The organism is Sphingosinicella sp. LHD-64 (assembly GCF_031157375.1).
GTDB lineage: Bacteria > Pseudomonadota > Alphaproteobacteria > Sphingomonadales > Sphingomonadaceae > Allosphingosinicella.
Map to the genome: position 1 here is coordinate 141,654 of NZ_JAVIFV010000003.1, position 19,582 is coordinate 161,235.

Genomic DNA, 19,582 nt, shown 5'->3' on the forward strand with positions numbered 1-19,582 from the left:
CAACCCTGTTCGGTCGCGCCGCGCGCTAGCTAGCTGCGCCGGTCTTCGGTCCCTTCGACGTCGCCGTCGCCGTCGATTTCCCGGCCGATCCGCTCCTCCTGGGCCGCATGATCTCGCGCCGCGGGCGCGAAGCGCAGGAGGACATAGCCGGCCAGTGCCGACAGCAGCGAGCCGAGCAGGATGCCGACCTTGGCCTCCTCGGCGAGCTCGGGCCGACCGGGGAAGGCGAGCCCGCCGATGAACAGGCTCATGGTGAAGCCGATGCCGCACAGGATGGAGACGGCGTAGATCTGCAGCCAGGTCGCACCCCTGAGCTTGCCGGCGAGGCCCATCCGGACCGACAGCCACACCGCGCCGAAGATGCCGAGCTGCTTGCCGAGGAACAGGCCGGCGGCGATGCCGAGCGGCAGCGGCGCCAGGACGGCACCGAGGCCGAGCCCCGCCAGCGACACGCCGGCATTGGCAAAGCCGAAGACCGGCACGATGGCGAAGGCGACCCAAGGCGCCAGCCCATGCTCCAGGCGGTGCAGCGGCGAATCGACCGCGTCGGGCGCTCCCGGCGTCTTCTTGATCGGGATCGCGATCGCGGCGAGGACGCCCGCCACCGTCGCATGGACGCCGGAGAGCAGCACTACGTACCAGAGCAAGGCGGCGGCGATCAGATAGGGCCAGAGCCGCATCACGCCCATCCGCCCCATCGCGAACATGGCAGCGAGGATCGCCGCGGCCGCGGCGAGCGCGGCGAGCTTGAGCGAGGCCGTATAGGCGATCGCGATGATCGCCACCGCGCCGAGATCGTCGGCGATCGCGACCGTCGTCAGGAAGAGCTTGAGCGAGGTCGGCGCACGCTTGCCGAGCAGTGCCAGCACGCCGATCGCGAAGGCGATATCGGTCGCCGCCGGGATCGCCCAGCCATTGTAGAGGTCCGGCAGGTCGCGCACGACGGCGAGATAGATGAGTGCGGGCAGGATCATCCCGGCCGCCGCCGCGATCACCGGCAGGCGGCGCTTGTCCCAGCTGGCGAGATTGCCGTCGACGAACTCGCGTTTGATCTCCAGCCCGACGAGCAGGAAGAAGACCGCCATCAGGCCGTCGTTGATCCACAAATGGACCGTCATCGGGCCGAGCTTGGGGGTCAGCACCGGCCCGGTCTCGGCGTGGAGCAGGTCGTGATAGGCGTGGGCGAGGCCGCTGTTCGCGACGATCAGCGCCAGCGCCGCCGCACCCATCAGCAGGATGCCGCCCGCCGCCTCGCTGGCGAGGAAGTGGCGCAGCGCCGATCGTGCGCGCTTGGGAACGACCCTGGGCAGAACGTCGACCATCGTCTCGCTAGTGCCCACTCGCCTGATAGGCACCAACCCCTGTTTCGGAACGCACCTCCTGATCGGCGAAGCCGGCGCGGTCGACCGCGGCGCGCGGGCTCCGGTCGGTGACCGAGAACAGCCAGATGCCGAGGAACGCGACCGGCACCGAGAAGATCGCCGGCGAGGAATAGGGGAAGACCGGCGCGGCATTGCCGAGCACCGCGACCCAGACCGCAGGCGAAAGGATCGTCAGCACCAGCGCCACCGTGACGCCCAAGAGGCCGCCGATCACCGCGCCGCGTGTCGTCATGCCCGGCCACATCAGCGAGAGGATCAGCACGGGGAAGTTGCCCGAGGCGGCGAGGGCGAAGGCGAGGCTGACCATGAAGGCGACGTTCTGCGTCTCGAACAGGATGCCGAGCAGGATCGCGACCACCCCCAGCACCAACGTGGCGATCCGCGACACTTGGAGCTCCCGCGCCGGATCGTCGCCCTCCTTGCGGAACAGGGTGGCATAGAGATCGTGCGAGATCGCCGAGGCGCCCGACAGCGTCAGGCCCGCGACCACCGCGAGAATGGTGGCAAAGGCGACGGCCGAAATGAAGCCGAGGAAGACGTCGCCGCCGACCGCGTCGGCGAGATGGATCGCCGCCATGTTGCCGCCGCCCCTCAGCGCGCCGGCGCCGTCGAGAAATTCCGGATTGGTCGCGACCAGCACGATCGCGCCGAAGCCGATGATGAAGGTCAGCAGGTAGAAATAGCCGATCCAGGTCGTCGCCCAGAGCACCGACTTGCGGGCCTCCTTCGCATCGGGGACGGTGAAGAAGCGCATCAGGATGTGCGGCAGGCCGGCCGTGCCCAGCATCAAGGCCAGGCCGAGCGAGATCGCCGAGACGGGGTCGCGGATGAAATTGCCCGGCCCCATGATCGACCGACCCCGCTCCGCCGCCTCGGCCGGATCCGCGCCGGCCGCTGCCGCCAGCCCCGTCTTCACCTCGACCGCTCGGGCGAACAAGGCCTCCAGCGAGAAGCCGAATTGCGCCATCACCATCACCGCCATGAAGGTGGCGCCGGAGAGCAGCATCACCGCCTTGATGATCTGCACCCAGGTGGTCGCGGTCATCCCGCCGAACAGGACGTAGACGACCATCAGCGCGCCGACGATCATCACCGCATAGCTGTAGGGGAGGCCGAACAGCAATTTGATGAGCTGCCCCGCGCCGACCATCTGCGCGATCAGGTAGAAGGCGACAACGATCAAAGTGCTCACCGCCGCGAAGCTGCGGACCGGCGCCTGGGCGAAGCGGTAGGAGGCGACATCGGCGAAGGTGAAGCGGCCGAGGTTGCGCAGCTTCTCCGCCATCAGGAACAGGATGACCGGCCAGCCGACGAGAAAGCCGATCGAGTAGATCAGCCCATCATAGCCGTCGACGAAGATCTGGGCCGAGATGCCGAGGAAGGACGCGGCCGACATATAGTCGCCGGCGATGGCGAGCCCGTTCTGGAAGCCGGTGATGCCGCCGCCCGCGGTGTAGAAGGCGGAAGCGGTCTTCGTCCGCCGTGCCGCCCAGCGGGTGATCCACAGCGTCAGCGCGACGAACGCGGCGAACATCGCGATCGCCGTCCAGTTGAGTCTCTGCTGCTGCGCCGCGCCGGTCAGCCCGTCGGCGAGGGCTGCGGCGGGGAGCGAAACGGTGAGCGTGGCGAACGCCGCCAGCCACAACGTCCTCATTCGCCCGTCTCGTCGAGGACGGCCTTCAGCCTCGCATCGAAATCGCCATTGGCCCGGCGGACATAGAAGGCGGTGAGCGCGACGCCGAGCATGATGATCCCGAAGCCGATCGGGATGCCGAGCGAGGTCACGCCGGCCCCGATCGGTCGCGCGAGCAGCGCCTTGTCGAAGGCAATCAGCAGAACATAGCCGAAATAGGCGACGAGCATGATCGCCGAGAGCGTCCAGGCGAGCCGCCGCCGGCGACGCACCAGCTCATGATATCCGGGATGCTCCCTGATCCGGCCGATCCGATCCATGCGCCCTCCCTTTTCGAAAGGCATAGCGACGGTCCGGGACGAGGACCAGCCGAACCGGCCTGATCGGCCAGGTGATTGTCGAAGTTCGAATGGTGATATAATGATATATCATCTATCCTACACGGCCCTAGGGAGGCATTGTGACCGGAAATTCTTTTCTCCGTCGACTGGCGGTGCTGAGTGCGATCGTGCTTGGCCTGCCATTTTCTCATGGGGCGTGGGCTCAGGCACCGGTCCGGTCCGCGGCGGCCGCACCGGTTGAGGCGCCATACGGCCTGCCGCCGCTGCCATACTCCGCCGATGCATTGGCTCCGGCGATCGATGCGCGGACGATGGAGATCCATCACGGCCGGCATCACCGCGCCTATGTGGACAATCTCAACCGCGCCCTCGCCGCCGATCCGACTCTGGCACGTCAGCCGCTGGAGAGGCTGCTCGCCCGGGCCGGAACGCTGGCGCCGGCCATCCGCAACAATGCCGGCGGCCATTGGAACCACAGTTTCTTCTGGACCATCATGGCGCCGCCCGGACGGAGGGGGCAGCCCTCGCCTGCCCTCGTCGGCGCGATCGATCAGGCGTTCGGATCGATGGACGCGTTCCGGACGGCCTTCGAGACCGCGGGCGCGGGCCGGTTCGGCTCCGGCTGGGTGTGGCTGATCGTCACGCCCGAGGGCCGGCTCGCAATCACCTCGACGCCCAACCAGGACAATCCGCTGATGGACGTCGCCGAAATGCGGGGATCCCCGATTCTCGGCAACGACGTCTGGGAGCATGCCTATTATCTCACCTACCAGAATCGCCGGGCGGATTATCTCGAGGCCTGGTGGCGGGTGGTGAACTGGACGGAGGTGTCGCGGCGATACGAGGCGGCCGCGGCCGGTCCGTAAGGCCTACCAGGAAACGGCCTGCGTCGCCCTACGGGACGATCTCGCAGGCGACGACATAATCGGAGCCGCAGGCGAGGCCGCCTTCCGCGCGGCACAGCGCCACGCCGTGCGTCCGCGTCTCGCCGATGCGGTCCTCGAGCGCGGTTGCCAGAGCCCGATCCGTCACCTTCGCCAGCCGGCGCAGGCCCATGTCGAGCTGACCGTGAACCCATTTCTCCCGATAGCGGTTGGCGAAGCGTCGGGCGGAAGTGATGCGGAAGCCCGCGTCGGTAAGTGCGTTCACCGCCCATTCCAGCGGATATTCGCGATAAGGCGTCTCGTCGGCGAGGATCAGGCAGGCGTCGCGGAGACGGCCGACCTCGCGCACCATGCGCTCCGCCGGCGTGCGCGCCGGCCCGACGACATATGGATCGAGCCCGATCACGTAGAGCATGCCGCGACACAGCGGACGCAACCGCCGGAACAGTTGCGACTGGAAATAAGGCGAGAAGCCCTCGATCGCCCCCACCAGATAGTCGGCGAGCACGGTGTCGAACCTCTCGTCCGTGAGCAGCTCGGGATCGAGCCAGTTGCCGACGATCAGCCGGTCCTGTGGCCGCAGCCGATCGCCAACCACCTTTCGCACCTGCGCCGCATGGGCGCGCGATCCGGTCACCGCGCACCAGCGGCTGGTCGGCAGGCTCATGCCCCACAGGCTCGAATTGACCCCCGTGCCGGCATCGAGGAACGCACCCCAGTCGCGTCCGGCGTGGAGATGCTCCACATGCCGGAAGAGAGCGGATGGCGCCGTGTTCTCAGATTTGCGCTCCGGACCCTGTTCCGGCTTGACCTGCTTCATAAATGTGATGTTATAACATTATATATATTTCGCAACTCCAGCAGCAGGATGTGATCATGCACTCCAGAACGATGTTTCTTGCCGCCGTCGGCTCGGCCGCCTGGGCCGCCGACGCTAAGGCCAATGAGATGGGCCAGTCGGGGCCGGGCGCGTCGGCCGAGGAGATCGTCATCACCGCCGATCCGCTCGGCCGGTCGGGCGACGACGTCGCCTCGAGCGTCGCGGTGCTGCGCGGCGACGACCTGGTCCAGCGCCGCCAGGGCACGCTGGGCGAGACGCTGACCGGCCTGCCCGGCGTCAGCTCCGACACGTTCGGCGGCGGCGCGAGCCGCCCGGTGATCCGCGGCCAGACGGCGCCCCGGGTCAAGGTGCTGACCGACGGGGCGGCGCTGCTCGACGCCTCGGACGTCTCCCCGGACCACGCCGTCTCCGGCGAGCCGCTGCTGCTCGACGGCATCGAGATCCTGCGCGGGCCCAGCGCCTTGCTCTACGGCGGCGGCGCGATCGGCGGCGCGGTCAACCTCATCGACCGCAAGATTCCGACGACGCTGCCGCAAGGTCCCGTCGAAGGCGCCGCCGAGCTGCGCCTCGGCACCGCAGACAATGAAACCTCGGCGGTCTTCGGCGTCACCGCCGGCCTCGGCAATCTCGCGCTGCGCCTGGAAGGATCGGGGCGCCGGACCGACGACTATACGATTCCCGACTGGGACGAGGACCGGCTCCCCGGATCGTTCAGCCGCAGCCGGACCGGCACGATCGGCCTCTCCTGGGTCGGCAGCCAGGGCTATATCGGCGCGGCCTATACCGAGCAGCGCAGCGACTATGGCCTGCCGGGGCACAGCCACGAATATGAGGATTGCCATCCGCACGGCTCCAGCCTCCATTGCGGCGGCCACGATCATGGCGGCGATGATCATGATCACGACCACGAGCACGATCACCAAGATGGCGATCATGTCCCGACCGTCGATCTGGTGAGCCGGCGGGTCGATGTGCGCGCCGAGATCAACGATCCGGTCGCGGGCGTCGAGCGCATCCGGTTCCGCGGCGGCTATTCCGACTATGCCCATGACGAGATCGACGACGGCGAGGTCGCCACCACCTTCACCAACGAGGGGTACGACGCGCGGATCGAGGTCCAGCATGCGCCGCTCGCCGGACTCAGAGGCGTGGTCGGCGCCCAGCTCTCGCGCAGCGACTTCGCCGCGGTCGGCGCCGAATCCTTCATTCCCGAAAGCCGCACCACCAGCCGCGCGCTGTTCCTGGTCGAGGAATATGCAATCGGCGACTGGACGCTGGAAGGCGCGCTCCGCCAGGAATGGCAGGACGCCCGCGCCGCCAACCGGCCCGACACCAGCCACAGCCCCTTCTCGATCTCCGGCGCGGTGAACTGGCGCTTCGCCCCCGGCTTCGTCGCCACCGTTTCGCTGTCCCGCTCGCAACGCGCGCCGACCGCGCAGGAACTCTATGCGCGCGGTGTCCATCTCGCCACCAACACGTTCGAGATCGGCGATCCCGCGCTGGGCGTCGAAACCTCGCGGGCGATCGAGCTCAGCCTGCGCAAGACGCAGGGCGCGCTCACCTTCTCGGCGAGCCTCTACCGCTACGACTATGACGGCTACATCTTCGCCCGCACCCTCGACCAGTTCGAGGATTTCCGGCTGATCCGCTACAGCCAGGCCGACGCCGTGTTCACCGGCGTCGAAGGCGAGGTGCGCCAGCGCGTTCTCCCCGGCCTGTCGCTCGCTTTGTTCGGCGACTATGTTCGCGCCAGGCTCAAAGACAATGGCGGCAACCTGCCGCGCATTCCGGCCGGCCGCCTAGGCCTCCGCGGCGATTTCAGCCGGGACGCCTGGTCGGTGAACGTCGAATATATCCGCGTCTTCGAACAGGACCGCATCGCCGCGTTCGAGACCGAGACACCGGGCTACCACATGGTCAATGCGACCTTCGCCTATGATCTCGACATCGGCCCGGTGCGCAGCCAGGTCTTTGTGCGCGGCACGAACCTGCTCGACGAGCTCGCGCTCAACCATGCCTCCTTCCTCACCAACCTGGCGCCACTCAGGGGACGCAACATCGTCCTCGGCCTGCGCGCCGCCTTCTGATCCGGAGATCTCGATGCCCGCCCTCATCCCCTCCCGGACCGGCGATGCGCTTGCCATCGGCCTCTCAGGCCTGTGCCTCGTCCATTGCCTCGCCCTTCCCGTCCTCGCGAGCCTGCTTCCCATGCTCGGCGCCTGGACACAGGCGGAATGGGTGCACTGGGGCTTCGCCGCCGTCGCGGCGCCGGTCTCGCTCTGGACACTCACCCGCCCCAATGCAGCCGGGCCGAGCAAGGCGGCGATCGCCCTGGCGTCCGCCGGCATAGCGCTGCTCTTCGCCGGCGCAGCAGAGCTGCCGACGCATGACGCCGGGACCCCCGTCACCGTCGCCGGAAGCCTGTTGCTGGCGACCGCCCACCTGCTGAACTGGCGCCGGCGCGGCGGGGTCTGCGCCAAAGGCTGATTCTTGCCCCAACCCGTGTTGACGTCGCCCCCATGCCGGTGGCACTGAGCGGGCGCGCCGGCGCGCAGGGTTAAGCGTCAATGCGTGAGAGCGGCTCCGGGCGGCCGGTTCGCGGGTATAGCTCAATGGTAGAGCACTAGCCTTCCAAGCTTGTGATGCGGGTTCGATTCCCGCTACCCGCTCCACCGCCGCCTTCCTATAACCGGCGCGCCGCATGGGCGCCGGCGGCGGGTGGGTGACGGGCGAGACGCTCTATTTCCGCGCGATCGCGGCGCGCGAGTTGCGCGCCGGCTCCTAGCCCCGTGCAGTCTCCGCTGCGGGCCGTCCGGCGCGCAAGGCGATGACCAGCCCGAGGATCGCGAGCATCCCTCCCGCCGCGGCGAGCGGCGACCAGCGATAGCCCTCCGCGACGGTCGAGATCGCCATGGCGAGAATCGGGATGAGCACCGCCGAATAGGCCGCCTTGCCGGGGCCGATCCGGCGGATCACGTCGAAGTAGAGCGGGAAGGTGAGCGCGCTGCCGATCAGGCCGAGATAGAAGAGACCGGCCCAGTAGCCGATTCGCCCCTCCGCCACCGGCGCACCATACAGGGCGAAGGCGACGGCCGCATCGAGGATGGCGCCGTAGAGCATCGCCCAGGCGAGCAACGCGACGAGCGGCCTCGCCTTCACCCGCTCGGACAGCTGCATCACGTTCGCGGCGGACGCGCAGAGCACGCCGAGCAGGGTGAAGCCGATGCCGGTCAGCGTCGCGGCCGAGGACGCCGCGCTGGCCCGCGCCTCCTGGACGAAGAGCAGCGCCACGCCGACAAGCGCGACCGCCGAGCCGGCGAGAAAGCGCCGCCCGACCCGCTGGTCGAAGAAGATCCGCGCGAACAAGGCGTTGGGCACCATCAGCAGTGCGAAGACGACCGCGACGAGGCCGGAGGTCACATAATGCTCGGCGGCATAGACGAAGTTGAAGTTGAGCCCGAACTGGGCGGTGCCGAGCAACGCGGCCAGCACATGCCCCTCACGGCCGATGGCGAGCCGCGCGCCAGTCGCCGCGGCGATCACGAACATCGCCGCGGCGCCGATCAGGAAGCGATAGGTCACCGACCAGGGCGAGGGCACCGGGCCGATCTGGTCCTTGATGACGATCCAGGTCGAGCTCCAGATCAGGGTGACGAGGAGGAAGGGGACGAGGACCTTGGGGTCGCGGAAGCTCCCCGCTGCGCTCACAGGGCGCGGATCGCCGCCGCGAGGGCGTCGACATGGGCGGGATCGCTGTCCCAGCTCGTCACCAGCCGCGCCTCGCCCGGGCCCCAGTCGTAGAAGTCGAACCCCTTCGCTCTCAGCGCCGCCGCCTCGTCCGGCGTCACCCGGACGAACACCTCGTTCGCCTGAACGGGCAGAACGAGCCGGTCCGACCCAGCGGCCGCAGCGATCCGCGCAGCGGCCGCGTTCGCCGCACGGGCGTTGCGCAGCCACACGTCATTCTCGAGCATCGCGAGCAGCTGGGCACCGAGATAGCGCCCCTTGGACAGCAGGTGCCCCGCCCGCTTGCGGCGATAGCGCGTCGCCGCGGCGAGCGCCGTGTTGAAGAAAATGAGGCATTCGGCGAAGAACCCGCCATTCTTGGTGAAGCCGAAGGACAGCGCGTCCGCGCCAGCCCGCCAGGTGAGGTCGGCAGGCGTGCAACCAAGATGCACGACGGCATTGGCGAAACGGGCGCCGTCGATGTGGAAGCCGAGGTTCCGCGCCTTGCACAGCGCGCCGAGCGCGGCCGTCTCCTCGGGCGTGTAGACGAGGCCATATTCGGTGGCATTGGTGATCGACAGCGCCGCCGGCTGCACCCAGTGCACGGCGTCGCGGACCGTCCCGAGGAACGCCGCCACCGAATCCGGATTGAGCTTCGCGCCTTCACCCGGAAGGGGCATCAGCTTAGCGCCATGCGTATAGAATTCCGGCGCCCCGCATTCGTCATTCTGGATATGCGCGTCGCTGTTGCAGACCACGCCGCCATGCGGCGGACAAAGCGCCGCAAGCGCCAAGCTGTTGGCGGCCGTGCCCGTTGCGACCCAGAGCGCTTCCACTTCGGTTTCGAACAAGTCCGAAAAGGCCCGGTTGAGCCGCCCGCTCCAGGCGTCGCCATCATAGGCCGTGTCGATCCGGTTGGCCGTCTCTATCGCAGCCAAGGCTTCAGGACAGCCGGCTGCCGCATTGTCGGAAAAGAAGCGCATGCTGGCGCCATAGAGCGATTTCGCGGGCTGTGAAGATGCTCCATTAAGTCACTGTGCCGCCGAGGACACGCCGCGCCGGCTAAGTCGTCGGACCTGCGGGTTTTTCATCCATACGTTAACCAAAAATTTCGTTTCGCCCCGATATCCGCGCTCGCACGAAGGAGGCCGGTTCTCGATGGGCGTTGAAACATTTCTGACTTCCACGGCAAGCGGCATGAACGGCAAGCGCGGCGCCAGGCGCGCCCGTGTCCTGCTCGCGGCCAAGATCGAGACCCCTGGAGGCCGGATCGACGGCCGCTTGCGCGACATTTCGCGAAAAGGGGCACTGATCGAATGTGCCACCGTGCCGCCGGCCGGAACGGAAGTGACGTTCGTGCGCGGCAAGACGACGGTCCCGGCACGCATCGCTTGGGCGGCCGACGGCCGCGTAGGCCTCGAATTTCATTATATGATCGACGAGAACGAGCTCTTGGTCCATATCGGCCGCGCCAAGGAACCTCCGGCGAGTCCGCCGCGTTACGAGGGCCGCTCCGCCATCACGCTGGGCATGAATGCGAAGGAACGCAAGCTCGCCAAAGCGTGGAGCGTCACCGTCGGACTCAATCTGCCGGAACGTGGAGACTGAGAAGGTTTTGAATGAATCCCGGGGAGAAGAACGGCCCGCCCCCACCGGAAGGATCCACGCCCCCTCTCAGCGGCGAACTCTCGATCCAGGTTTCGGTTTCGGATCCCGACCAGACGGAACGTAAATCCTCGCGCATCCCGGTCGATTTCTCGGCCGGTCTGCGGCAGCGCGGCGGTGCGGCACCGGTTTCGGTGCAGATACTGGACCTGTCGACGCACGGCTTCCGGATCGACAGCCTGCTCGACCTTTCCGTGGGGACGGACGTCTGGCTGCGCCTGCCCGGACTGGAGCCGTGTCATGCCAAGGTGGCGTGGACCGAGGGCTATCTCGCCGGCTGCGCGTTCGAGCGTCCGCTCCACCCGGCAGTCCTCGATATGATCGTCAGTCGGATCAAGGGCTGAAACTCGGCGTTTCCAGAAGGTTGAACGACGATTCGGAGATTCGCCTGAGCCATGTTAAGCACCCCGAGTCGATTTGGGAGGCATCGGCATGGAGTCAGATTACCGCTATTATTGCAGGCGGGCAGCGGAGGAGCGGTCCCGGGCGGCGCGCGCCGTGACCGCCGAGGCGCGCCAGCGTCATGTCGAGCTGGCCAGCCTCTTCGCGAGCAAGGCGGCCCGCTATGTCGAGCCGGAGAATCAATTCGCCCGCTGACCGTCTTTCCGGAAACAGGCGATGGTGCTGCCGGTGAGGATTGAACTCACGACCTCAGCCTTACCAAGGATGCGCTCTACCACTGAGCTACGGCAGCTTATCGCCTGAAGGACGGTCCGTCCGCGGACGCGGCGCTATGGCCGCTTGCTCCCCTATATGTCAAGGCAGGCCATGGCCAAGGACGACGACGAGAAGAAACAGCGGCTCGCCGCGGCACTGCGCGAGAATCTGAAGCGGCGCAAGGCGCAGGCGCGCGAGACCGATGCGAAGAAGAAGGGAGACGCGTAGGGCCGTCCCGAACTATCCGCGCACCGGCGCCACCGCTTCGAACGCCTCGATTCGCGTGACGAAATCCACCGGCAGCGGACGTGCGCCGCCGCCGTCCGGCGCGGCGTTGACATAGGTGCTCCGGATCGCGGTGAGCAGCGCGTCGTCCCGGCGGACCTCAAACTCCATGGTGAAGCTCGACCGGCCGATCCGCGCCGTCCGGACCGCGACCGCGATCACCTCGTCGAATCGGGCGGAGCCGCGGAAATCCACCTCCGAACGAACCGCGAAAAGCTCCGTGCCCGCATCCTTCGTCGGCATCGGATAGGGATAGCCGAGCGCGCGCAGATATTCGGTGAAGCCGACGTCCGCGTAGAGCAGGTAGTTCGCGTTGAACACGATCCCCTGCGGATCGGTCTCGCTCCAGCGGACCCGCAATTCGTGCGCGAAGGCGAACCCGTCGGGAAGGCTCACGCGCCGAGCGGCGCGCACTGCGCCCCCAGCCAGGCGAGCGCCTCACCCTCCAGCTGCGGTCCGACCATTTCCAGTACCCGGGCGTGATAGGCGTCGACCCAGGCGCTTTCGTCGGCGCTGAGCATGGAGCCCTCGATCAGCCGCCGGTCGATCGGCGCGAAGGTCAGTGTCTCGAAACCGAGCAGCTTCTTCTCCGCGCCCTCGACCTCCTGCGGCACGACGAGCACCAGATTCTCGATCCGGATGCCGTAGGCGCCGGTCTTGTAATAGCCGGGCTCGTTCGAAAGGATCATGCCGGCGCGGAGCGGCTCGTCGCCGCCCGGCTGGCTGGAGCCGACCGGCGAGATGCGCTGCGGCCCCTCATGGACCGACAGGAAGCTGCCGACGCCGTGACCGGTGCCGTGGGCGTAGTCGAGTCCGACCTCCCACAGATACTGCCGGGCGAAGCTGTCGAGCTGCGAACCGCGGGTGCCCTCGGGGAAGCGGGCGCGGGCGATCGCGATATGGCCCTTGAGCACGCGGGTGAAGCGGTCGCGCATCTCCGCCGTCGGCGTGCCGATCACGACGGTGCGGGTCACGTCGGTCGTGCCGTCCGGATACTGGCCGCCTGAATCGACGAGATAGATCGAATCCATCTCGAGCGGCCGGTTGGTCGCCTCGCTCACCCGATAGTGGACGATGGCGCCGTTCGGCCCCGCGCCGGAGATCGTGTCGAAGCTGAGGTCCCTGAGGTCACCGCCCTGCTGGCGGAGCGCGTGGAGCTTCGCGGCGGCGGACAGCTCGTCGACGCCGCCCTTCGGCGCCTCGATCGACAGCCAGTGAAGGAAGCGCGACAGCGCGGCGCCGTCGCGCGCCTGCGCCGCCTGGTGCCCGGCGATTTCCACCTCGTTCTTGATCGCCTTGGGGAGCACCGCAGGATCGCGCCGCGTCACCACCTTCGCGCCGGCCTTCTCCAGCGCTTCGAAGATCGCCGCTACCGACCGCTCGGGATCGACGACCACCGTCTTGCCCTTGAGCGCCGCCAGCGCCGGCTCGAACGCGGTGCGCTCGTGCAGCCGCACGCCGTTGCCGAGATGCTGGCGCACATCGTCGCCGACCTTCTCGGAGGCGACGAACAGGTCCGCCGTGCCGTCGTCATTGACGAGAGCGAAGGCCAGGGCGACCGGGGTCCGCTCCACGTCCTGCCCGCGCACGTTGAACGTCCAGGCGATCGAATCGAGCGCCGCCAGCACCGCCGCGTCGGCCTTCTCTTCCTTCAGCCAGTCGGCCATCTCGTGCCGCTTGGCGGCGGAGGACTTGCCGGTATGCGCATCGGCCTGGACCATGAGCCGCGCCCGCGACGGCTCCGGCTGGTCGGCCCAGATCGCATCGATCGGGTTGCGGCCTACGGCGACCAGCTCCGCGCCCTTGTCCGCAAGCGCCGCGCGCGCCTTGGCGACCCAGTCCTTCGTATGCAGCCAGGGATCGTAGCCGATCCGGCCGCCGTCCGGCGCGTGGGCCTTCAGCCAATCCGCCACGCTGGTCTCCGGCACCGACTGGTAGCTCCAATGCTTGCCGTCCACCTGGTCGCGTACCTGTAGCGTGTAGCGGCCGTCGACGAAGATCGCCGCTTCCTCGGGCAGCACCACCGCGGAACCGGCGGAGCCCTGGAAGCCGGTCAGCCAGGCAAGGCGCTGGGCGTAGCTGCCGACATATTCGCTCATATGCTCGTCGGTGAGCGGTACGACGAAGCCGTCGAGCCGGTCGGCCTTCAGTTGCTCGCGCAGCGCGCGCAGGCGATCTTCATGCGTGGACATGGGGTCTTTCCCGATTGCGTGATCCGCCGCTAGATAGGCCGGTTTCCGACCCCGCGCCAGCCCGGCGCCTTGCCAGGATGCCCCTGATGCGCCTGCTCCTCGCCGCTATCCTGCTCGCCGGCGCTCCCGCCGCGGCCCAGACCCAGAGTGAGACGATGACCGCCACCAATTCCCAGGCCTCCCCGCTTCCCACGCCGCCGCGCGCCGAGCAGCGCCCGCACAGCTTCACCCGCCACGGTGTCACCATCGACGATCCGTGGAACTGGCTGCGCGATTCCTCCTATCCGACCGTCGACGACGAGGACGTGCTCTCGTACCTGCGCGCCGAGAACGCCTATTTCGAGGCAGCGATGGCGCCGCATCAGGGGCTCATCGACACGTTGTTCGGCGAGATGCGCGGGCGCATCCAGGAGGACGATTCCTCCGTTCCCGCACGCGACGGCGACTTCACCTATTGGTGGGCCTTCCAGTCCGGCGCGCAATACCGCATCTGGTATCGCCGCCCGGTCGCCGGTGGCGAGGCGCAGACGATCTTCGACGAGCCGGCCGAGGCTCAGGGCAAGCAATATTTCCGCCTCGGCGCGCTGCAGGTCAGCCCCGACGGTCGCTACGCCGCCATCATGGTCGACGACGACGGGTCCGAGCGCTTCCAGCTCAAGATCCGCGACCTCGCCACGAACCGGGACATCGAGACGATCACCCAGGTCGGCATCGGCGCGCCGGTCTGGACCAGCGACAGCGGCGGCGTCGTCTTCACCGAGGTCAACGAGAACTGGCGCAGCTACCGCGCCCGCCTGCACCGGCTGGGTCAGCCGGTCGCGAACGACCGCACGCTCTATGAGGAAACCGAGAACATCGCCTTCACGGTCGGCGTCGGCCTCACCCAGGATCGCAAGTACATCCTCATCAACACCGGCGAGAATTCGTCGAACGAGATCCGCCTCATCCCCGCCGACAATCCGGAGGCGCCGCCGGTCCTGATCGCCCGCCGCCGCCCGCTGATCCAATATTCGGTGGACGCGAGCCATGGGAAGCTCTGGATCCTGACCAACGACACGCACGTCAACTTCCGCCTCGCCGAAGCCGATCCGGCGCGGCCCGGCGAGTGGCGCGACGTGATTCCGGGCACGGACACGGCGTATCTCCGTGGCGTCACGGCCTTCCGCGACCACCTCGTCATCACCGAGCGGGTGAACGGCCGCGACCAGATCCGCCTGCGCCAATATGACGGCCGCGAGGAGCGCATCCCGTTCCGCGAGGCGAGCTACACCGTCGGCCTGGACTCCAATCCCGAATATGCGCCGGCCGCCTATCGCCTCGGCTACAGCTCGATGGTGACGCCGCCGACGGTCTACGATTATCACCCGGCCGACGACCGGCTGGAGACGCTCAAGGTCCAGCCGATTCCGTCCGGCTACGACCCGAGCCAATATGTGACCGAGCGGTTGATGATGCCGTCGCGCGACGGGTGGCAGATTCCGGTCTCGATCGTCTACAGGCGCGGCTTCGAGCGCAACGGCCGGGGCCGGCTCTTTCTCTACGCCTATGGCGCCTATGGCTATGCGACGCCGCCGGCGTTCAACACCAACCGGTTCAGCCTGCTCGACCGCGGCTATGCCTTCGCCATCGCCCATATCCGCGGCGGCGACGACATGGGCTACCAATGGTATCTCGACGGCAAGCTCGATCGCCGGACCAATACGTTCAACGACTTCGTCGACGCCGCCCGCGGCCTCGTCGCCCAGAACTACACCCGCGCCGGCCATATCGCGATCCAGGGCGGCTCCGCCGGCGGCGAACTGATGGGCGCGGTGGTGAACAGCGATCCCGGGCTCTGGGGCGCGGTCGTCGCCGACGTGCCGTTCGTCGATGTCGTCAACACGATGCTCGACGAGAGCCTGCCGCTGACACCCGGCGAATGGAACGAATGGGGCAATCCGATCACCGATGCCGCCGCCTTCCGCTACATGCTGAGCTACAGCCCCTACGACAATGTGACCGCGCAGGCCTATCCGCCGATGCTGATCACCGGCGGCCTCAACGATCCGCGCGTCACCTATTGGGAGCCGGCCAAGTGGGCGGCGCGGCTGCGCGCGACCCGCACGGACGACAACCTTCAGCTGCTCAAGATCAACATGGGCGCCGGCCATGGTGGCCAGTCGGGCCGCTGGACGCGGCTCAGGGAGGTTGCCGAATCCTATGCGTTCATCCTCACCCAGATGGGAGCGGAGGGCGCCGCCCGGTGAGGTTGCTGGTCGCGGGCCTGGTCGCCTGGCTTGCCGTCCTCCCCGCGCCCGCCCTGGCGCAGGCGCCGGTCGCGATGGAGGCGGAGATCGTCCGTGACGGCGACCGCTGGACGGCGGAGCTGCGCTTCCTGCGCGACGCGCCCGCCTGGGTGTTCGTCCGCTCCGCTCTCACCCGCGAGGGTGAGCGGCCCTGGCGGCCGCAGAGCTGGACGGTCGAGACGCGCGGCGTCCGCCTTGAGCGGCGCGGCCGCTACGACGTGCTGGTCGCCACGAACGGCGGCGATGTGCCGCGCCGGGTCCGCGTCCGCTTCACGCCGTTCACCCGCGATCTCATCGCCGATTATGATCCGGCGCTGGTTTTCACCGACGGCTCGGTGGCGCTCTACAGCGAGCAGTTCGACGCCTTTCCCTTTGAAAGCGCCGCGGCGGCCGCGCGGCTTCCCATCGACCTCGCCGCGACGGATGTCCCTCTAAGTCGCACGCGCGTCACCTTCCGCGACGACAATGGTCGCGTGCTCCACGCCGGGCGGCGCCTGGCCTCGGTGACGATCGACGATGATGACGGCTCCTACATCCTGTTCGGCCCGCTTCAGCCGATCGTCACCGACGCGATGGCCGCAATCATCGACCCCGCGCTGCCGGCCTGGATCCGGGCGACGCTGGGCCGCGCAGTGCCGGATATCCTCGATCGCTATACCCGCGCGCTCGGCCCCGCGCCGGGCCCGAAGCCGACGATCATCGCCAGCTGGGCCGGCCCGACGCCGGGCGTCACCAGCATGGGCGGCAGCGTCCTGCCCGGCATCGTCACCATGGCGTATGAAGGCTCCGGCGTGACCCAGGAGACGCCGCAGGCGCGCAGCTATGGCCTCTGGTTCATCGCCCACGAGACCGCCCATTTCTGGCTCGGCCAGGCGGTGCGCTACCAATATTCGCGCGAGGCGTGGATCTACGAGGGCGGCGCCGATCTCATCGCCTTCCGCACCGTCGCGGAGGTTGATCCCGATTATGACTGGCGCGGTGCGCTCAACCAGTCGATCGCCGACTGCGCTGCGCTCGCCAGCAACCGGGGCATCGCCAGCGCCGAGGATCGCAACGAGCAACGCGCCTACTATGCTTGCGGAGCCGTTTTCGGGCTGGTCGCCGAGGCGGCATCGCGCCGCCCGTTCATCGCCTTCATCCGCGACCTCATCGACGCCAACCGCACCGACCGGATCATCAACCGCGCGGAATGGCTCGCCGCGCTTGACCGCGTCTCGGGGGATCGATCGCTGAGCCGCGATATCGGCATATTGCTCGATCGCGGCGCCGCCGATCCCAAAGCGACGATCGCCGGCCTGTTCCGCCGCGCCGGCGTGCGCTTCGCGCGCGGCGCCGACGGCCTGCCGAGGCTGCTGTGACGCCCTTCGAGAAACGGATCACCGCGCGGGACGAGGACATCGACGAGCTCGGCCATGTCAACAATGCCGCCTGGGTGCGCTGGATCCAGGACATGGCGACGGCCCACTGGCATGCCGTCGCGCCGCAGGCCCATGTCGATGCCTATGTGTGGGTCGTGACCCGCCACGAGATCGACTATCTCCGCGCCGTCGGTCCCGGCGAGACCGTGACCGGCCGCACCTGGGTCGGCGAGGCTCCCAGAGGCGCCCGTTTCGACCGTCATGTCGAGTTCGTCGGGGACGACGGCAAGTCGCGTGTCCGCGCCAGGACCACCTGGGCGATCCTCGACAAGTCGACCGGCCGCCCTTTGCGCGTCCCGCCCGAGGTGGCTGCGCCTTTCCTTGCCTAGAAGTCGCGGATCGCGGCGACGATCCTCGGATAGGCACGGCCGCTGACCGCAAAGCCCATATGGGTGCAGTCGAGCTCGATCTGCCGGTCGCTCTGGCAGGCTTCGCCGCGCGCGCAGGCCGGCGCGACGATGCCGTCGCCGCGCGACCAGATGGCGAGTGTCGGCACAGGCGGCTTGATCCCGAGCTCGACCTCCATCGGCGGTTCGTCGACCGGATGGCCGGCCATCATCTCGTACAGCCGCCAGGCATTGTTGCCGCGCGGGTCGCCGGAGAAGGGCGAGCCGAGGGTAATCACCTTCGCCACGAGATCCGGACGCAGCTTCGCGACCTCGCGGGCATAGACGCCGCCGAGGCTCCAGCCCACGAGCGTGACCTTCTCGCCGCGGCCGAACGCCTCCAGCGCCGCAGCGATCCGTTCGCGCGTGTCGGGCCTTACCCCGCTGTTGATGCCCAGCCCCCAGCCGGTCACCCGCCACCCATCGGCGGCGAGCGCCCGTTGCAGGCCGAGCGTCGTCCGGTCGGTGGCGACGAATCCGGGAATGACCATCAGCGGGCGCCCGGCGGGCGGACCGCGCTCGCCGATCGCGCCGAACGCCCGGTAGAACCGGGCGGAGAGCGCCAGTCCCTCGCGCACCATCAGCCAGAGCGACGGCGGCGCCGTGTCGGGGCGTCTAGAGATAGTCACCGCCCATCAGATCGCACAGCGGGGCGGGAAGTTTCACCCGTCCGTCCGCGGTCTGGTGGTTCTCGAGCAGCGGCACCAGGATGCGCGGGCTCGCGAGCGCGGTGTTGTTGAGCGTGTGGACGAAGCGCACCTTGCGCTCCTCGTCCCGCCACCTCAGGTTCGCGCGCCGCGCCTGCCAGTCGTGGAGCGTCGAGCAGCTGTGCGTCTCGCGATACTTGGCGAGGGACGGCACCCAGCTCTCGATGTCGTTCATCCGGAACTTGCCGTTGCCCATGTCGCCGGTCGAAGCCTCGATCACCTGATAGGGGATCTCCAGCGCCCGGAGCATCCCTTCCGCATTGGCGAGCAGGCGTTCGTGCCAGCGCGCGCTCTCTTCGTCGTCATCCCGGCAGATCACATATTGTTCGAGCTTGTAGAATTGGTGAACGCGCAGCAGCCCGCGCACGTCGCGGCCGGCGCTCCCCGCCTCGCGGCGGAAGCAGGGGGAATAGCCGGCATAGAGGATCGGCAGCTTGTCGGGGTCGATGATCTCGCCCGCATGGAGCGAGGTCAGCGCGATCTCGCCGGTGCCAGCGAGATAGAGGTCGTCGGCCGGCATGTGATAGGCCTCTTCCTCGTGCCCGGGAAAGTGTCCGGTGGCGACGAATGCCTGCGGGCGGGCGAGCGCCGGCACCGTCATCAGCGTGAAGCCGTCCGCCGCCAGCCGCTGCTGCGCCCAGAGCATCAGCGCCTGCTCCAGCATCGCGAGCCGCCCCTTGAGGCAGTAGGTGCGCGAGCCGGCGACCTGGGTGATGCGCGCCAGATCGGCCCAGTCGTTCTTCTCGATCAGCGCGACATGATCGCGCGGCTCGAAATCGAAGCTCGGAATGGTCCCTTCCTGGCGGACGACGATGTTGAAGCTCTCGTCCGGCCCGACCGGCGCCCCCGCCCAGGGGATGTTCGGCACGCGCAGCAGCAGCGCGTCGAGTTCGGCCTGCTTGTTTCCAAGCGTCCCCTCGAGCTCGCCGATCTCCGCGCCGATCGCCTTCGCCTTGGCGCCGAGTGCCGGCCGCTCCTCCGGGGCGGCGCTCTTGAAGCCGTCGCTGATCGCATTGCGCTCCTGGCGGAGCGTGTCGACCCGCGTCTTGAGGCCGCGCACCTCGCCATCGAGCGCCAGAAGCGCATCGAGATCGAGCGTCACGTTCTTCTGCGCGATGGCGGTGCGGACGGCGTCGGGATTGTCGCGGATGAACTGGAGGCTGAGCATGGGTCCGCGCGT

19 protein-coding genes and 2 tRNA genes are annotated in these 19,582 nt (G+C 68.2%); 10 read left to right on the forward strand and 11 right to left on the reverse strand.

Annotation, left to right across the window (positions count from 1 at the left end):
- Positions 1-29: 29 nt before the first annotated feature.
- The 3 genes from nhaA to RCO27_RS08590 are packed head-to-tail and all read right to left on the reverse strand — an operon-like array spanning position 30 to position 3,335.
- On the reverse strand, positions 30-1,322 hold the full coding sequence (nhaA, locus tag RCO27_RS08580; RefSeq protein WP_309002261.1) for a Na+/H+ antiporter NhaA: 1,293 nt from the start codon (positions 1,320-1,322) through the stop codon (positions 30-32).
- 7 nt (positions 1,323-1,329) lie between these two features.
- Positions 1,330-3,036, reverse strand: a complete 1,707-nt coding sequence (locus RCO27_RS08585; RefSeq protein WP_309002262.1) for a cation acetate symporter — start codon at positions 3,034-3,036, stop codon at positions 1,330-1,332.
- Entirely contained in the window at positions 3,033-3,335 is a 303-nt protein-coding gene (locus tag RCO27_RS08590; RefSeq protein WP_309002263.1) for a DUF485 domain-containing protein, read from the reverse strand. The genes RCO27_RS08585 and RCO27_RS08590 overlap by 4 nt, the downstream gene beginning before the upstream one ends.
- Positions 3,336-3,610: 275 nt before the next feature.
- Here RCO27_RS08590 and RCO27_RS08595 point away from each other — a divergent pair, with 275 nt between their 5' ends.
- A complete protein-coding gene (locus RCO27_RS08595) occupies positions 3,611-4,222 on the forward strand; it encodes a superoxide dismutase (RefSeq protein WP_309003189.1) in 612 nt (203 codons plus the stop codon).
- Between the two features lie 28 nt (positions 4,223-4,250).
- Here the strand turns inward: RCO27_RS08595 and RCO27_RS08600 are convergent, their stop codons facing one another.
- Positions 4,251-5,060 carry a class I SAM-dependent methyltransferase gene (locus tag RCO27_RS08600; protein ID WP_309002264.1) on the reverse strand — a complete coding sequence of 270 codons (810 nt, stop codon included), beginning with the start codon at positions 5,058-5,060 and terminating at the stop codon, positions 4,251-4,253.
- A 56-nt stretch (positions 5,061-5,116) separates the two neighbouring features.
- Here RCO27_RS08600 and RCO27_RS08605 point away from each other — a divergent pair, with 56 nt between their 5' ends.
- The 3 genes from RCO27_RS08605 to RCO27_RS08615 all read left to right on the forward strand — a co-directional run bounded on the left by RCO27_RS08605 (position 5,117) and on the right by RCO27_RS08615 (position 7,753).
- The gene (locus RCO27_RS08605; RefSeq protein WP_309002265.1) at positions 5,117-7,168 is read left to right on the forward strand and encodes a TonB-dependent receptor domain-containing protein; all 2,052 of its coding nucleotides are present in this window, start codon (positions 5,117-5,119) and stop codon (positions 7,166-7,168) included.
- 13 nt (positions 7,169-7,181) lie between these two features.
- Entirely contained in the window at positions 7,182-7,568 is a 387-nt protein-coding gene (locus RCO27_RS08610; protein WP_309002266.1) for a MerC domain-containing protein, read from the forward strand.
- Positions 7,569-7,679: 111 nt separating this feature from the next.
- A tRNA-Gly gene (locus RCO27_RS08615) sits at positions 7,680-7,753 on the forward strand.
- Positions 7,754-7,862: 109 nt separating this feature from the next.
- Here RCO27_RS08615 and RCO27_RS08620 read toward each other — a convergent pair.
- Both RCO27_RS08620 and RCO27_RS08625 read right to left on the reverse strand, forming a co-directional pair.
- Positions 7,863-8,789, reverse strand: a complete 927-nt coding sequence (locus RCO27_RS08620; RefSeq protein WP_309002267.1) for a DMT family transporter — start codon at positions 8,787-8,789, stop codon at positions 7,863-7,865.
- The gene (locus tag RCO27_RS08625) at positions 8,786-9,790 is read right to left on the reverse strand and encodes a beta-eliminating lyase-related protein (RefSeq protein WP_309002268.1); all 1,005 of its coding nucleotides are present in this window, start codon (positions 9,788-9,790) and stop codon (positions 8,786-8,788) included. The genes RCO27_RS08620 and RCO27_RS08625 overlap by 4 nt, the downstream gene beginning before the upstream one ends.
- Before the next feature lie 214 nt (positions 9,791-10,004).
- Between RCO27_RS08625 and RCO27_RS08630 the strand changes: the two genes are divergently transcribed.
- From RCO27_RS08630 to RCO27_RS08640, 3 genes are all read left to right on the forward strand, one after another.
- Entirely contained in the window at positions 10,005-10,415 is a 411-nt protein-coding gene (locus RCO27_RS08630; RefSeq protein ID WP_309002269.1) for a PilZ domain-containing protein, read from the forward strand.
- A gap of 11 nt (positions 10,416-10,426) precedes the next feature.
- Positions 10,427-10,816, forward strand: coding sequence for a PilZ domain-containing protein (locus RCO27_RS08635; RefSeq protein WP_309002270.1), 390 nt, complete (start codon positions 10,427-10,429; stop codon positions 10,814-10,816).
- An 88-nt stretch (positions 10,817-10,904) separates the two neighbouring features.
- A complete protein-coding gene (locus tag RCO27_RS08640; RefSeq protein ID WP_309002271.1) occupies positions 10,905-11,069 on the forward strand; it encodes a hypothetical protein in 165 nt (54 codons plus the stop codon).
- Positions 11,070-11,091: 22 nt separating this feature from the next.
- Here RCO27_RS08640 and RCO27_RS08645 read toward each other — a convergent pair.
- From RCO27_RS08645 to RCO27_RS08655, 3 genes are all read right to left on the reverse strand, one after another.
- Positions 11,092-11,166, reverse strand: a tRNA-Thr gene (locus tag RCO27_RS08645).
- Between the two features lie 203 nt (positions 11,167-11,369).
- Entirely contained in the window at positions 11,370-11,810 is a 441-nt protein-coding gene (locus RCO27_RS08650; protein WP_309002272.1) for a thioesterase family protein, read from the reverse strand.
- Complete coding sequence (locus tag RCO27_RS08655; RefSeq protein WP_309002273.1) at positions 11,807-13,606, reverse strand: aminopeptidase P family protein; 1,800 nt, start codon at positions 13,604-13,606, stop codon at positions 11,807-11,809. Before RCO27_RS08655 ends, RCO27_RS08650 begins: the two co-directional genes overlap by 4 nt.
- A 155-nt stretch (positions 13,607-13,761) precedes the next feature.
- On the opposite strand from RCO27_RS08655, the gene RCO27_RS08660 reads away from it, so the two are divergent.
- The 3 genes from RCO27_RS08660 to RCO27_RS08670 are packed head-to-tail and all read left to right on the forward strand — an operon-like array spanning position 13,762 to position 17,638.
- Entirely contained in the window at positions 13,762-15,852 is a 2,091-nt protein-coding gene (locus RCO27_RS08660) for a S9 family peptidase (protein WP_309003190.1), read from the forward strand.
- Positions 15,849-17,249, forward strand: coding sequence for a hypothetical protein (locus RCO27_RS08665; protein ID WP_309002274.1), 1,401 nt, complete (start codon positions 15,849-15,851; stop codon positions 17,247-17,249). Before RCO27_RS08660 ends, RCO27_RS08665 begins: the two co-directional genes overlap by 4 nt.
- Positions 17,246-17,638, forward strand: a complete 393-nt coding sequence (locus tag RCO27_RS08670) for a thioesterase family protein (protein ID WP_309002275.1) — start codon at positions 17,246-17,248, stop codon at positions 17,636-17,638. The genes RCO27_RS08665 and RCO27_RS08670 overlap by 4 nt, the downstream gene beginning before the upstream one ends.
- Here the strand turns inward: RCO27_RS08670 and RCO27_RS08675 are convergent.
- The gene (locus RCO27_RS08675; RefSeq protein WP_309002276.1) at positions 17,635-18,324 is read right to left on the reverse strand and encodes an alpha/beta hydrolase; all 690 of its coding nucleotides are present in this window, start codon (positions 18,322-18,324) and stop codon (positions 17,635-17,637) included. The genes RCO27_RS08670 and RCO27_RS08675 overlap by 4 nt on opposite strands.
- On the reverse strand, positions 18,311-19,570 hold the full coding sequence (serS, locus tag RCO27_RS08680) for a serine--tRNA ligase (protein WP_309002277.1): 1,260 nt from the start codon (positions 19,568-19,570) through the stop codon (positions 18,311-18,313). The genes RCO27_RS08675 and serS overlap by 14 nt, the downstream gene beginning before the upstream one ends.
- Between the last annotated feature and the right edge of the window lie 12 nt (positions 19,571-19,582).

Coding starts and splice junctions, on each gene's coding strand:
- nhaA (WP_309002261.1), bottom strand. CDS start 1,322: ATGGTCGACGTTCTGCCCAGGGTCGTTCCCAAGCGCGCACGATCGGCG.
- RCO27_RS08585 (WP_309002262.1), bottom strand. CDS start 3,036: ATGAGGACGTTGTGGCTGGCGGCGTTCGCCACGCTCACCGTTTCGCTC.
- RCO27_RS08590 (WP_309002263.1), bottom strand. CDS start 3,335: ATGGATCGGATCGGCCGGATCAGGGAGCATCCCGGATATCATGAGCTG.
- RCO27_RS08600 (WP_309002264.1), bottom strand. CDS start 5,060: ATGAAGCAGGTCAAGCCGGAACAGGGTCCGGAGCGCAAATCTGAGAAC.
- RCO27_RS08605 (WP_309002265.1), top strand. CDS start 5,117: ATGCACTCCAGAACGATGTTTCTTGCCGCCGTCGGCTCGGCCGCCTGG.
- RCO27_RS08610 (WP_309002266.1), top strand. CDS start 7,182: ATGCCCGCCCTCATCCCCTCCCGGACCGGCGATGCGCTTGCCATCGGC.
- RCO27_RS08625 (WP_309002268.1), bottom strand. CDS start 9,790: ATGCGCTTCTTTTCCGACAATGCGGCAGCCGGCTGTCCTGAAGCCTTG.
- RCO27_RS08630 (WP_309002269.1), top strand. CDS start 10,005: ATGAACGGCAAGCGCGGCGCCAGGCGCGCCCGTGTCCTGCTCGCGGCC.
- RCO27_RS08635 (WP_309002270.1), top strand. CDS start 10,427: ATGAATCCCGGGGAGAAGAACGGCCCGCCCCCACCGGAAGGATCCACG.
- RCO27_RS08640 (WP_309002271.1), top strand. CDS start 10,905: ATGGAGTCAGATTACCGCTATTATTGCAGGCGGGCAGCGGAGGAGCGG.
- RCO27_RS08655 (WP_309002273.1), bottom strand. CDS start 13,606: ATGTCCACGCATGAAGATCGCCTGCGCGCGCTGCGCGAGCAACTGAAG.
- RCO27_RS08660 (WP_309003190.1), top strand. CDS start 13,762: ATGACCGCCACCAATTCCCAGGCCTCCCCGCTTCCCACGCCGCCGCGC.
- serS (WP_309002277.1), bottom strand. CDS start 19,570: ATGCTCAGCCTCCAGTTCATCCGCGACAATCCCGACGCCGTCCGCACC.